This window comes from Mycobacterium sp. Aquia_216 (assembly GCF_026723865.1).
Lineage (GTDB): Bacteria > Actinomycetota > Actinomycetes > Mycobacteriales > Mycobacteriaceae > Mycobacterium.
On sequence record NZ_CP113529.1, the window covers coordinates 2,684,340 to 2,698,214 of the forward strand.

Annotated in this window: 11 protein-coding genes; 7 read left to right on the forward strand and 4 right to left on the reverse strand. The window is 66.4% G+C overall.

Features of this window, described 5'->3' with window-relative positions; all coding sequences use genetic code 11:
- The first annotated feature begins 154 nt into the window (after positions 1 to 154).
- The 7 genes from OK015_RS12645 to OK015_RS12675 all read left to right on the forward strand — a co-directional run bounded on the left by OK015_RS12645 (position 155) and on the right by OK015_RS12675 (position 9,938).
- Complete coding sequence (locus tag OK015_RS12645) at positions 155 to 3,004, forward strand: aminotransferase class I/II-fold pyridoxal phosphate-dependent enzyme (RefSeq protein WP_268131865.1); 2,850 nt, start codon at positions 155 to 157, stop codon at positions 3,002 to 3,004.
- Positions 3,005 to 3,236: 232 nt separating this feature from the next.
- Positions 3,237 to 3,986, forward strand: coding sequence for a GntR family transcriptional regulator (locus OK015_RS12650; protein ID WP_268131867.1), 750 nt, complete (start codon positions 3,237 to 3,239; stop codon positions 3,984 to 3,986).
- A complete protein-coding gene (locus tag OK015_RS12655; protein ID WP_085221976.1) occupies positions 3,983 to 4,213 on the forward strand; it encodes a 4Fe-4S dicluster domain-containing protein in 231 nt (76 codons plus the stop codon). Before OK015_RS12650 ends, OK015_RS12655 begins: the two co-directional genes overlap by 4 nt.
- A gap of 25 nt (positions 4,214 to 4,238) precedes the next feature.
- Entirely contained in the window at positions 4,239 to 5,621 is a 1,383-nt protein-coding gene (locus OK015_RS12660; RefSeq protein WP_268131869.1) for an ABC transporter substrate-binding protein, read from the forward strand.
- A complete protein-coding gene (locus OK015_RS12665) occupies positions 5,618 to 6,490 on the forward strand; it encodes an ABC transporter permease (RefSeq protein ID WP_268131871.1) in 873 nt (290 codons plus the stop codon). The genes OK015_RS12660 and OK015_RS12665 overlap by 4 nt, the downstream gene beginning before the upstream one ends.
- Entirely contained in the window at positions 6,487 to 7,239 is a 753-nt protein-coding gene (locus OK015_RS12670) for an ABC transporter ATP-binding protein (RefSeq protein ID WP_268131873.1), read from the forward strand. The genes OK015_RS12665 and OK015_RS12670 overlap by 4 nt, the downstream gene beginning before the upstream one ends.
- Complete coding sequence (locus OK015_RS12675; RefSeq protein WP_268131875.1) at positions 7,236 to 9,938, forward strand: fumarate reductase/succinate dehydrogenase flavoprotein subunit; 2,703 nt, start codon at positions 7,236 to 7,238, stop codon at positions 9,936 to 9,938. Before OK015_RS12670 ends, OK015_RS12675 begins: the two co-directional genes overlap by 4 nt.
- On the opposite strand, the gene OK015_RS12680 is transcribed toward OK015_RS12675, so the two are convergent.
- The 4 genes from OK015_RS12680 to OK015_RS12695 all read right to left on the reverse strand — a co-directional run bounded on the left by OK015_RS12680 (position 9,902) and on the right by OK015_RS12695 (position 13,859).
- Positions 9,902 to 11,140 carry an FAD-dependent monooxygenase gene (locus OK015_RS12680; RefSeq protein WP_268131877.1) on the reverse strand — a complete coding sequence of 413 codons (1,239 nt, stop codon included), beginning with the start codon at positions 11,138 to 11,140 and terminating at the stop codon, positions 9,902 to 9,904. The two genes, OK015_RS12675 and OK015_RS12680, sit on opposite strands and share 37 nt — an antisense overlap.
- Positions 11,141 to 11,257: 117 nt before the next feature.
- The gene (locus OK015_RS12685) at positions 11,258 to 11,797 is read right to left on the reverse strand and encodes a GNAT family N-acetyltransferase (RefSeq protein ID WP_268131879.1); all 540 of its coding nucleotides are present in this window, start codon (positions 11,795 to 11,797) and stop codon (positions 11,258 to 11,260) included.
- A 4-nt stretch (positions 11,798 to 11,801) separates the two neighbouring features.
- Positions 11,802 to 13,007 carry a serine hydrolase domain-containing protein gene (locus OK015_RS12690; RefSeq protein WP_268131881.1) on the reverse strand — a complete coding sequence of 402 codons (1,206 nt, stop codon included), beginning with the start codon at positions 13,005 to 13,007 and terminating at the stop codon, positions 11,802 to 11,804.
- A gap of 57 nt (positions 13,008 to 13,064) precedes the next feature.
- Positions 13,065 to 13,859, reverse strand: a complete 795-nt coding sequence (locus OK015_RS12695) for a DUF6065 family protein (RefSeq protein WP_268131883.1) — start codon at positions 13,857 to 13,859, stop codon at positions 13,065 to 13,067.
- Positions 13,860 to 13,875 lie beyond the last annotated feature (16 nt).

Genomic DNA, 13,875 nt, shown 5'->3' on the forward strand with positions numbered 1-13,875 from the left:
CGCAAACGCTGGCCGGACCGGATAACAATGGGACGAGAGTCGTTCAGGTCGGTGTCGGAGAATATTTACGGCGGTAGCGGAGTATCGGACACCACCGCCCGCCTGTGACATGCACTGACGGCCGCGAGCCCGCACCAGAAGAACAGGTGACGACATGAATCCCTACAGTGCTTACCCGCGACGTCTGCACGTCTCCGCCCTGGCGGCGGTGGCCAACCCGTCGTACACGCGCATCGACACCTGGAACCTGCTCGACGACGCGTGCCGTCGCCTCGCCGAGGTCGACCTGGCCGGGCTGGACAAAACGCATGACTTGGCGAAGGTCAAGCGCCTGATGGACCGCCTCGGGGCTTACGAGCGCTACTGGCTGTATCCCGGGGCGGAAAACCTGGCGACCTACCGCGCTCACCTGGAAAGCCTGTCGACGGTGCGGCTGGCCGAGGAGGTGTCGCTGGCGGTGCGCCTACTGTCCGAATATGGGGACCGCACAGCACTTTTCGACACTTCTGCACCGTTGGCGGACCAGGAGTTGGTGGCCCAGGCCAAGCAGCAGCAGTTCTACACCGTGTTGCTCGCCGATGACTCGCCGAACACCGGACCCGACTGCCTGGCCGAGGCCCTGCGGGCGCTGCGTTCGGCGTCCGATGATGTGCAATTCGAGCTGCTGGTGGTGCCGAGCGTCGAGGACGCCATCACCGCCGTCGCCCTGAACGGCGAGATTCAGGCCGCGATCATCCGCCACGACGTGTCGTTGCGTTCGCGGGATCGGGTGCCGTTGATGAACTCACTGCTGGGCGTCAGCGACGATCCGGTCAGTCGCGACTACGGCCGCGACCGCGACTGCATCGAATGTGGCGAATGGATCCGTGAGCTGCGGCCGCACATCGATATCTACCTGCTCACCGACGAGTCGATCGCGGCCGGCAACGACGAAGAACACGACGTCTACGATCGGACGTTCTACCGGCTCAACGACGTCACCGATCTGTACAGCACGGTGCTGGCCGGTCTGCGAAGCCGTTTCGCCACACCGTTTTTCGATGCCCTGCGGGCTTACGCGGATTCGCCGGTCGGCCAATTCCACGCGCTGCCCGTCGCGCGCGGCGCCAGTATCTTCAACTCGAAGTCACTGCAGGACATGGGGGAGTTCTACGGCCGCAACATCTTCATGGCCGAGACTTCGACCACCTCGGGCGGCTTGGACTCGCTACTGGATCCGCACGGCAACATCAAGAAGGCGATGGACAAGGCCGCCAAGACGTGGCACTCCAACCAGACGTACTTCGTCACCAATGGAACGTCGACGGCCAACAAGATCGTCGTGCAATCGCTGACCCGGCCGGGCGACATCGTGCTGATCGACCGCAACTGCCACAAGTCGCACCACTACGGTCTGGTGCTGGCCGGCGCCTATCCGCTGTATCTGGACGCCTATCCGCTGCCGCAGTTCGCGATCTACGGTGCGGTGCCGCTGGAGACGATCAAGAAGGCACTGCTGGATCTGGAGGCGGCCGGCCAGCTGGACAAGGTGCGGATGCTGTTGGTCACCAACTGCATCTTCGACGGCGTGGTCTACAACCCGCTGCGGGTGATGGAGGAGGTGCTGGCGATCAAACCGGACATCTGCTTCCTGTGGGACGAGGCGTGGTACGCGTTTGCCACCGCCGTGCCGTGGGCCCGGCAACGGACCGCCATGGTGGCAGCTGACCGTCTTGAGCAGATGCTGGCGTCGCCGGAATACGCTGCGGAATACCGCAATTGGGCCGCGTCGATGGAGGGGATCCCCCGGTCGGAGTGGGTCAACCACCGGCTGCTGCCCGATCCCGGCAAGGCGCGGGTGCGGGTCTACGCGACGCACTCCACGCACAAGTCGCTGTCGGCGTTCCGGCAGGCATCGATGATCCACGTGCGCGACCGGGACTTCAATTCGCGCGCCCGCGACGCGTTCGGCGAGGCGTTCTTGACCCACACCTCCACATCGCCGAACCAGCAGCTGCTCGCGTCGCTGGATCTGGCGCGCCGGCAGGTCGACATCGAGGGATTCCAGTTGGTGCGGCAGGTCTACGACATGGCGCTGGTGTTCCGGCACCGGGTCCGCAAGGACCGGCTGATCAGCAAGTGGTTCCGCATCCTCGACGAGGCCGACCTGGTGCCCGAGGAGTTCCGGGCGTCGGCGGTCAGCTCTTATCGCGAGGTCAGGCAGGGCGCGCTGGCGGAGTGGAATGAAGCGTGGCGGTCCGATCAGTTCGTGCTGGATCCGACACGAGTCACCCTGTTCCTCGGCAACACCGGAATGAACGGATACGACTTCCGCGAGAAGATTCTGATGGAGCGTTTCGGAATTCAGATCAACAAGACGTCGATCAACAGCGTGCTGCTGATCTTCACGATCGGTGTCACCTGGTCCAGCGTGCATCACCTGCTCGACGTGCTGCGCCGGGTGGCCACCGACCTCGATCGGGAGCGGGAATTGGCCAGTGTGGCCGACTGGACGCTGCACAACCGTCGCGTCGAGGAGATCACCCAGGATCTGCCGCACCTTCCCGACTTCAGCGAATTCGATATCGCGTTCCGTCCGGTGGACGCCTGCGGGTTCGGTGACATGCGGTCGGCGTTCTACGCGGGGTATGAAGAGTCCGATCGTGAGTACGTGCAGCTCGGCAGGGCCGGGCGGCGGATCGCGGAGGGCCGGAAATTGGTGTCCACCACGTTTGTGGTGCCCTACCCGCCGGGTTTCCCGGTGCTGGTCCCTGGCCAGGTCGTCTCCAAGGAGATCCTGTATTTCCTGGCCCAGCTCGACGTCAAGGAAATCCACGGATATAACCCGGATCTCGGCTTGTCGGTGTTCACGCCGGAGGCATTGGCCCGCCTGGAAGCCCAGCGAAGCGCGGCGACCGCCGCGGTCGGCTCGGCGTTCCCGGCTTTCGAACTGCCCCCGGACGCATCCGTTTTGAACGGCGGACGTAATGGAGACCGCGTCAAGGCCGTCACCGAAGACGCCTGACGTCTGGGTGACGGCGGCTCCTTCGGGCGAAACGTCATGTCCTGCGGAGGCGGTAACTTCTGCTCACCGGGATCGCAAAGGCGGTGCGTTTTCCCAGGTGGCGCAATAGCCGCCGGGGCCCCGGTTTCTGCTGGTGGACACTCGAGTGCACCCGGCGCAATACGTCTAACCGCCGTCTCGGGCGCCGATCGCCCGCCCGAAATGTGCCCCTGAGCTGCGTTAGCGTGACGACGTGGCTGAGGCGATACCCATTCGTGGACCCCGGGCCGACCGTGCCCGCCGGGTCGCCGATGTGTTGCGGCAGCAGATCCACGCAGGGGCCTATCCGGACGGCCTGCCGGCCGAGAGCGATTTGGCGGCCGAGTTCGCGGTGTCCCGCAACAGCATTCGCGAGGCCCTCGGCATCCTCAAGCACGAAGGTCTGATCGACCGCGGACCCAAGGTCGGCACCCACGTCGCGCAGCGCAAATACGACCACCGGATCGATTCCCTGCTGGGCTTGAAAGAGACCTTCAAACACATCGGCGAAGTCCGCAACGAGGTGCGCGCCGCGACGCTCGTGGTCGCTCCGCCGGCGGTGGCCGGGCGGCTGCAGCTGGAGCCCGGGGGGCAGGCGGTGTTCATCGAGCGGTTGCGCTACCTCGGTGACTTGCCGCTCAGCCTCGACCTGACCTACCTCACCCCGGATATCGGAACCCAGATCTTGGATCACCCGCTGGAAAACCCCCTCGATACGCAAGACCTCTTCGCGCTGATCGAGCAGGTCAGCGGACACCGGCTTGGCGAGGCGTCGCTGGCGCTGGAGGCCATCCCCGCCGATCTGCATTCGGCGGCCACTCTGCACGTGCCTGACGGGTCGCCGCTGCTCATGCTCGAGCGGCTCACCAGTCTCGACGATGGCACACCCGTCGACCTCGAGTACATCCGGATGCGCGGCGATCGAATCACGATGCGCGGCCACCTGATAAGGAGCAAACCATGACGCTGGTCAACAACAACCGAGTCGACGTGCCGGTCACGATCGACGAGTCGCTGTGTATCGACGGATGCACGCTCTGCGTCGACGTCTGTCCGCTGGACGCGCTGGCCATCAACCCCGACACCGGCAAGGCGTTCATGCACGTCGACGAATGCTGGTACTGCGGCCCCTGCGCCGCCCGCTGCCCCACGGGCGCTGTCACCGTCAATATGCCGTATTTACTTCGCTGAAATACCCTACAGCCCAGGATTTTTCATGAAACGACACGTCATTCGGCTCGTCGTGGCCTCGATCGTCGCGCTCGTGTCCGGTTGCTCGCTGGAATCACTATCGGCGTCCTCCGGTGTGGTCAACGTCGTCATCGGCTATCAGTCCAAGACCATCAACACCGTGACCGCCGGGACACTGCTGCGCGCCCAGGGCTACCTGGAGCACCGGCTCGCCGACATCACCACCCGCACCGGCACCAAATACGCGGTCCGGTGGCAGGATTACGACACGGGTGCCCCGATCACCGCACAGATGATGGCGGAGAAAATCGACATCGGCTCGATGGGGGATTACCCCTTGCTGATCAACGGCTCCAAGACGCAGGCCAATCCGCTCGCGAAAACCGAAATCGTCTCGATAACCGGCTACAACCCCAAGGGCGCGCTCAACATGGTTGTGGTGGCGCCCGGTTCGTCGGCCACTACGCTGAACGACTTGGCCGGCTCGAAGGTCTCGGCGAGCGTGGGCTCGGCCGGTCACGGCACGTTGATGCGTGCACTGGATAGGGGTGGGATCAAGGGCATCGAGGTGCTCAACCAGCAGCCACAGGTCGGCGCATCGGCTCTGGAATCTGGTCAGGTTCAAGGCCTTTCGCAGTTCGTCGCGTGGCCCGGGCTGCTCGTGTTCCAGAACAAGGCCAAACTGCTGTACGACGGTGCCGAGCTGAATCTGCCTACCCTGCACGGGGTGGTGGTGCGGCGCTCGTATGCAGGATCTCATCCGGAGGTGCTGGGCGCGTTCCTGCAGGCGCAGCTGGACGCCACCGATTTCCTGAACCGAAAGCCGCTGGAGGCGGCCCGCATCGTCGCCCAGTCAAGCGGGCTGCCCCAGGAAGTGGTTTACCTCTACAACGGCCCCGGCGGCACGTCATTCGATACCACGCTCAAACCGTCACTGGTCGATGCGCTGGAAAACGATGTGCCGTACCTGAAGTCGATCGGCGACTTCGCCGAACTCGACGTCCCCGGATTTGTCCAGGACGCGCCACTGCGCGCGGTATTCGGTGCCCGCGGCCTGAACTACGACACGACCCGGGCCGCGACCGCCAACCCGTCGGTGCTCAGCGGCGACCCCGCCCTGGCGAGCGAACTGTGGCTGGACGGAACTGACGCCACCCAGACGCTCGCCAATCCGACCAACCTGCTTCGGGCGGTGCGGGACGCGACCGCTCACGGTGCCAAAGTCCGTGCCGCCTATGTTCCCGACGCCGAGCTGGGCACCCGCTGGTTCGCCGACAAGGCGGTCTGGGTGCAAGACGGGCAGAACTACCTGCCGTTCGGCACCCCGGCCGGCGCACATCGCTATCTTGCCGCTCACCCTGGCGGAGCCATCGTGAATTACCAACAGGCCCTTGGAGGTTCGGTATGACTGCTTTCCTGACCGGCGATCCGGCAGCCCCGGTCGCCGGCCAAGCGATCGACGCCGTCGCGGCAACCGGCGCCCCGCGACGTACCGCTTCGCCGTGGCAGTGGCGGCTGTTGCGGCTCGCCTCGGTTGCCGCCGCGATCGGCTTGTGGCAGCTGCTCACCGCCGACAAAGTGCGGCTGTTGCTGCGTTTCGACACGCTGCCGACGGTCACCGAGATCGTCCACGCGCTGCAGCGTCGACTCGGAACCTATGAGTACTGGCTCGATCTGGCGCAGTCCTTGATCCGCATTCTCACCGGCTTCGGGCTGGCCGCCGTGATCGGCGTCGCGACGGGCGTGCTGCTCGGCCGCTCCCGATTGTTCGCCAACACCTTCGGTCCGCTGGCCGAGTTGGCCAGGCCCATCCCGGCGATCGCGGTGGTTCCGGTGGCGATCCTGCTGTTCCCGACCGACGAGGCCGGCATCGTGTTCATCACCTTCCTCGCGGCCTACTTCCCGATCATGGTCAGTACCCGGCATGCGGTTCGGGCGCTGCCGACCTTGTGGGAAGACTCGGTGCGCACCCTCGGCGGCAACCGGTGGGACGTGCTGAAACAGGTGGTGTTACCGGGGATCCTGCCGGGAGTGTTCGGTGGCTTGTCGGTCGGCATGGGGGTGGCGTGGATCTGTGTGATCTCCGCGGAGATGATCTCCGGCCGGCTGGGCATCGGCTATCGCACCTGGCAGGACTACACCGTGCTGGCCTACCCCCAGGTGTTCGTCGGCATCATCACCATCGGCGTGCTCGGATTCAGCACCGCCGCGGCCGTCGAAGTCGTGGGTCGTCGGGTGACCGGCTGGCTGCCGCGCGCACAGGAGGAGCAACGATGACCCTGACCAGCAACGCAATGAGCCTGGAATTGGATCGAGTTCGTCTGTCCTACACCGGGGATCCGGTGATCGATGGGCTGAGCCTGACCGTGCGTCCGGGAGAGATCCTGGTGCTGACCGGCCCCTCGGGCTGCGGCAAGTCGACCGTGCTGCGCGCCCTGGCCGGACTACTGCGGCCCGACAGCGGCCGGATCCTGGCCGACGGCGCCGAAGTGACCACCACCTCGGGCGACCGGGGGATGGTGTTCCAGGACAACGCTTTGCTGCCATGGCGCACCGTGCGGTCCAACATCGAGCTGGCCCTGCGACTGCGTCGGGTGCCGCGCACCGGCCGGCGCGCGGAGGCCGACCGCTGGATCGCCGAGCTCGGCCTGACCGGCTTCGGCGACTACCTGCCCAAGAGCTTGTCCGGTGGCATGCGTCAGCGTGTCCAGCTGGCCCGCGGCCTGGCCGGAACGCCGCGCGCGGTGATGATGGATGAGCCGTTCGGGGCGCTGGACACCCAAACCCGTGGCGCCATGCAGCGGTTGCTGATCGACACCTGGAGCGCTCATCCGACGACGATCGTCTTCGTCACGCACGACGTCGACGAGGCGCTGCTGGTGGGTGACCGCATCGCCGTGCTGGGCAAGGCCGGCCAGCCGTTGCGCGCCCTCATCGACGTGCCGGAGCCGCGCGTTGATCAGCAGCGCACCGCGCTGCGCGCTGAAGTCATTGCCGCACTGGATCATTCGGCGGTGGCAGCATGATGCAAATTCCAGATCCCACCACGCCGGTGCGCCTGGACTGCGATGTGCTGGTCATCGGCGGTGGCACCGCGGGCACCATGGCGGCACTGTCGGCCGCCGAGCACGGCGCGCAGGTACTGCTGCTGGAGAAGGCGCACGTGCGGCATTCCGGTGCGCTGGCGATGGGCATGGACGGGGTCAACAACGCCGTCATCCCGGGCAAGGCCGAGCCGGAGGACTACGTCGCGGAGATCACCCGCGCCAACGACGGAATCGTCAACCAGCGCACCATCTATCAGACCGCCAGCCGCGGGTTCGCGATGGTGCAGCGGCTGGAACGCTACGGGGTGAAGTTCGAGAAGGACGAGCACGGCGAATACGCGGTCCGCCGGGTGCACCGCTCGGGTTCCTACGTGTTGCCGATGCCCGAAGGCAAGGACGTCAAGAAGGCGTTGTACCGGGTGCTGCGGCAGCGGTCGATGCGGGAGAAGATCCAGATCGAGAACCGCTTGATGCCGGTGCGGGTGCTGGTGGACGACAGTTCTGGGCAGCGCCGGGCCGTGGGCGCCGCGGCGTTGAACACGCGCACCGGCGAATTCGTCGCGATCGGCGCCAAGGCGGTGATCCTGTCGACGGGGGCGTGCGGGCGGCTCGGGCTGCCTGCGTCGGGCTACCTGTACGGCACCTACGAGAACCCGACGAACGCCGGCGACGGGTACGCGATGGCGTATCACGCCGGCGCCGAGCTCTCCGGTATCGAGTGTTTTCAGGTCAATCCGTTGATCAAGGACTACAACGGGCCGGCCTGTGCTTATGTGGCGAACCCGTTCGGCGGCTACCAGGTCAACTCGGACGGCGAGCGGTTCGTCGACTCCGACTATTGGTCGGGGCAGATGATGGCCGAGGTCAAAAGCGAGATCGACTCCGCACGCGGACCGATCTATCTGAAGGTGTCGCACCTGGCCGACGAGACGCTCACGGCGCTGGAGAACATCCTGCATACCACCGAGCGGCCCACCCGGGGCACCTTCCACGCCAACCGTGGCCATGACTACCGGACGCATGACATTGAGATGCACATTTCCGAAATCGGCTTGTGCAGTGGGCATTCGGCTTCCGGGGTGTGGGTCGACGAGCATGCGCGAACCACATTGCCCGGGCTGTACGCCGCGGGGGATCTGGCGTGTGTGCCGCACAATTACATGATCGGGGCCTTCGTGTTCGGTGACCTCGCCGGCACCCACGCCGCCTCGGTGCGCACGGAAGTCGCTGCACCACAGCAACTTCCGGATGACCAGCTACGTGACGCGCATGAGCTGATCTACCGGCCGCTGCGGCACCCGGACGGGCCGCCGCAGCCGCAGGTCGAATACAAGCTGCGACGATTCGTCAACGACTATGTGGCGCCGCCGAAGACGGCAGCCAAACTGTCCATCGCGGTGCGCACCTTCGACCGGATGCAAGCCGAGATCGCCGAGATGGGGGCACGCACTCCGCATGAGCTGATGCGGGCCGTCGAGGTGTCGTTCATCCGGGACTGCGCCGAGATGGCGGCCCGATCCTCACTGACCCGCACCGAATCCCGTTGGGGCCTCTACCATGAACGGGCCGACATGCCGGTCCGCGACGACAGCCAGTGGGGCTATCACCTGAACCTGCACAAGGGGTCCGACGGCGAGATGGTATTTCTCAAGCGTCCCGTTGCCCCGTACCTGGTGTCGGTCCCGGAGCTGGACGGCCTGCCGCCGGTGGACCAGACGGTGCACGCGGTGGAGCAGCCACCCCTGGTGGGCGGCAAAGCCCCGGCTGCCGCCGGATCGCGAATCGCCGCGGCGACAACCGCGTTCGAGCCGCCGTCGCCGCGGATCGCCGAGGTCCTCGCCCTCGAAGAGCCGACGATCGCCGATCTGCAACCGTATCTGGCCGACGCCGATCCCGGGGTGCGTCGCACCGCCGTGGCAACGCTGACCGAGCACATTCCCGACGGTTATGCGCCCGCCCTGTTCGCCGCGCTCGACGACGCCGACGCCGGCGTGCGCCGCACCAGTGCCGAGGGAATCCGTGAACTGGTCGAAGTGCTGCCCGACCCGGCCGATGCGGAACCGTATCTGCTGTCGCCCGATACGGTCGTGCGCGCGGCCACGGTTTACCTGCTGGCCGCACGCCGGGCCGGAGCGGCCGGCCAATACCGCCGCGCGCTCGACGATCCCGACCACCGAGTGCGGATCGAGGCGGTACGGGCGCTGGTCTCGGTCGACGACGTGGCCGGGGTGGAAGCAGCAACCCGTGACGAAAACCGGGAGGTCCGTATCGCGGCGGCCGCGGGCCTGGCCACGCTGGGTGCCGGTGTCGAGGCCGTCAGCGCGCTGATCACCGACCCCGATCCGTTGGTGCGCGCGGCCGCACTGACGGCGCTTGGTGAATTGGGCTGCAGCCAAGATGATTTCGCTGCGGTCGAGCGCGCGTTGCAGGCGCCGGCGTGGCAGGTGCGGGAGGGTGCGGCTCGTGCGCTGGCCGGGGCCGCGACCGAGCTCGCGGTGCCACGACTGGCCGGTGCGCTCTCCGACGCACACCTGGACGTGCGCAAGGCGGCGGTTCTCAGCCTGACCCGCTGGGCGGGTGAGGCCGTCGCCCGCGATGCTCTCGGCATCGCGCTCAAGGACAGCGACGCCGACGTGCGGGCCTATGCGCGCCGGGCGTTGGAAGTCCAGAAGGCGTAATCGGGCAAGTCGACGGCGTCGGCGGTGGTGAACCATTTCCTTTCGGCGAAACCGCGGAACGGCCGGCGCTGCATGTACTTCATCACCATGCCCACCATGCGGATGTCGAAAGTGGACTTCGGCACATAGCCGTCGATGCCGTTCGGCAGCGTCTGACATCGGTCTACGAAAGGACGCATCACCGTCTGGTAGCGGGCCAGGGCGCCCGCCAACCGGTTCGCGTCGATGGTCGCGCCAACGGCAGGGCCAAGCTCTCCGGCCAACACGTACGCTCCGACCAACGCCAGGCTGGTGCCCATGCCGCTCAGCGGTGATGCGCAGTAGCCGGCATCGCCGACCAGCGTGACGCGCCCCGACGACCAGGTGTCCATATGGATCTGGGCGAAGGCGTCGAAGTAGAAGTCGTCGGCCTGGCGTGCGGCCGCGACCAGCGCATCGGATTGCCAGCCGGCGCCGTGGAACCGCGAGGCCAGCAGGTCGCGTTGCTCGTCGATATCATGACGGTCGTATTCAAGCGGCTCGGAGCGGAATGCGAGTCCCGCCTTGGTAAATGCGGGGTCGTGCGAGGGGCGCATCGACGCGTTGAGTCCCCCTGGTGCCAAGTACATCAGAAACCAGCCGTCCAGCCCGACGGTGTCGGGTGCGGTGAACCAGGCGTGGTAGCCGCCCAGTGGCTTGAGGAACTCCTCCTCGGGCCCGAAGGCCAGCCGCCGCACCCCCGAATGCGGGCCGTCGGCACCGACGACCAGGTCGGCGCGCACCAACGTGCCGTCGGACAGTGTCGCCGATACCGCGTCGTCATCCCGCGTCAACCCCGTAATCCGGGTCCCGAACCGGTAGTCGGTGTCTGCGGCGGTGGCCCGGTACAGCACGTCGGCCAGGTCGCCGCGCAGAATCTCGAGCTGGCTGACCACACCGTTGCCGTGGAACGCCTCCACCGGCATCTCGGCACGGCGCCGCCCGTCGGCATCGACCCAACGAATCCCACGCTGCTCCAGGCTGCGGGCGCGCATCTCATCCAGCAATCCCATCCGCTCAATGACCGCCCGCCCGGCACCTCGCAGGTCGACGGTTTGGCCTCCCGGGCGAATGCTGTCGTGAACCTCAACCAGCACCACCTGATGGTCGGTCCGGGTGAGCCAATACGCGAGCGCGGGACCGGCGATGCCGGCGCCGCTGATCAGGACGGTCGGCTTTGCCATGCGGCCCAGCGTAGGGGACTCGCGGGCGCACACCGGGCTTTGAGTGTGCGCGCCGGGCGTAAGCTCTGGCGATTTCCCACGGTCGACGCCGCCCGGGCACACTTGACGACCGTGGGGCTATGGCCGGGCCTTGGCGTAGAGCAAGCTGTCTTGTGGCTCGGGTCCCATGGTGGGGTAGACGGCGTGGCGTGCCAGCCGGCCCTCCAGCACGAACCCGGCTCCCTCCAGCAGCCGCGCCGATCGCTCGTTGTCGACGTGGCAAGTGGCCCAGACGCGGTACACGTCTCGGTCGCCTTCCAGTGCGCCCAGCAGCATGTCGAGTGCCTCGGCCATCAAACCTTTGCCCCACCACCGCCGGCCCAGGCAGTAACCGATTTCGACCGACTCGGGCGCCGAGCGCCGGCAGCTGGTCAGCCCGATGACGTCGCCGCTGTGCCGCAGTTCGATGGCCCAGGTTCGCTCGTCGGCGCGGGCGTTGAGTTTCTCGGCGATCACCCGTCGCGTTGTCGCCACGTCGGGGTGCGGTGACCACAGCAGATATTTCGTGACCGAGCGATCGCGGGCGACCCGCTGGAACAGCGCACCGGCGTCCGCCAGCGTAGGCAGCCGCAGGACCAGCCGCGGTCCGACGATGCGGTCGGGTGGGTAGCTGACCACGGTGCTAGAGGTCGAGCGCTTGATAGGTGCGGCGGACGAACTTCGGTTGCGCGGTGCGGAGTTTCGCCAGCGACGTGTTACCCGCGACGGCGGTGGCCGCGTCCACGGTCAGGTCCGGCAAGTTCTGAATCAGATACAGCAGGATCAGCTCCGCCGTCGGGTCCGCCTGCCACCATGTCCCATACGCGCCGGGCCAGCTGAACGTTCCCACGCCGCCCGGCCCGAACAGCGGCGTGGACTTCGCCGGATCGGTCACCACCGACAGGTTCAACCCGAACCCGCGCCCCATCCAGTACGGCGCTCCCAGGAAATCGTGCCGTTTCTGTTCGTCGGTGAGACGGTCGGTCCGCATCAGGCGCACCGATTCGGGCGACAACACCCGCACCCCGTCGACGGTCCCGTCGCCGAGCAGCATCCGGATGAACCGCAGGTAGTCCTCGGCGGTCGACCAGAGTCCGCCGCCGGCGTTGCAGAACGCGGGCGCCGTGATGTGCGGCGGCCCCATCACGTCGTGCCGCAGCTGGTGATTGTCGTCGAGCGAATACATGGTCGCGGCGCGTCGACGGGCTTCGGGGGAGACGAAGAATCCGGTGTCGGGCATGCCCGCCGGGTCCAGAACCCGCTCGTCGAGCACCTGGTGGAACGGCTTGTCCTCGACACGAGAAGCGATGACGCCCAACAGATCTATCGAGTGGCTATAGGTGACCCGCTCGCCGGGTTGATGCACCAGCGGCAGCTTGGCCAGCTCGGTCAGCCAGACATCCGGCCCCTGGTTGAACGGCAGCCGCATATACGCCCGCGAGATCGGTCCGGACACCGAGAATCCGTAGGCCAGGCCGCTGGTATGGGTCAGCAGATCCTCGATCAGGATGGCCCGATTTACCGGGTGCGTGCGGTCCAGGGGACCGTGCCGGTCGTCGAGCACCCGGACGGCGGCCAATTCCGGCACCCAGCGGGTGATCGGGTCTTTGAGCGTCAGCTTGCCCTCGTCGACCAGGCTCATGATCGCCGCCACGGTGACCGGCTTGGTCATCGACGCGATGCGAAACAGCGTGTCGCGTTGCATGGGCAGGCCCGCGTCGACATCCCGATAGCCGATCTCGTTGACCTGCAGTACTTCTCCGTGCTGCCACACCACCGTCACCGCGCCGGCGAGCAGGCCCGCGTCGCAGACCTCGCGGATGGAGGCCTGATTGCCATCGAGATTCACCCGGTCAGGGTAGCCCGCGCCCCGTCAGCGTCGTTGCGCGCGTAGGTACCAGGACGTCTATTCCTGCCGCGCATGCTGCGGCTGAACAAAGGAACGAAGATGACGGCGAGTCTGGTGATCGGGCGTCCCGGCGTCGCCGTCGGTGTGCCTGCCCCGGGTGTAGTCGCCCTGCCATTCCACCTGCTCGCCGGCGTTGAGTCTCGCCAGCTGCTCGAGTTGCCTTGCTCTACTGCGCGAGCACAGAAAGAACTCGTACTTGCGATGCAGATCTTCATCGGACTCGATGCGCCGGAGTTCGGGGGCGAATTCTTCCAGCTCGGCTCGACGTTGCGGGACGATCATGCAGATCGGCTCGTCGACCTCGAACCGCACCGGCATCAGCTTGCGGGTGAACTTCCAACTCATGCTGAAACTGGCGCTGGCCCAGTCGGTTTCGACGATTCCTTCCAGTGCGTAGATGGCGTCCTTCGGGTAGTTTGCCGGACCGCGCACCAGCAGGTTGTAGCCGGGTGGGGTGCGAAACACCATCGGCAAATGCCAGGTCAGGATGCCGTTGCCGAAATGACTGACGGGCAGCAGCTCACCGGTGACGCGCCGATGAGGGTTGATCAGCACGTCCACGCCGTTTTCCGCACCCATCCACGTGGCGGTGAAGGCGCACGGATTGCGCAGCTCCCAGCCGCTCTGGTTGGCGATCAGCATCGGTAGGCACCGCTGCGGCCAACCCGTGCGGGCCTTTGACATCTCCGGCATCCACGTCCGGCTGATCGGTGCCGGGGTGATCGACGGCGCGTTGTCACGGGTGATGAACCCGATCAACGGACGGGCCGTCCCATTGGACGTCTCACTCACGCGAGCCAGATTAGGC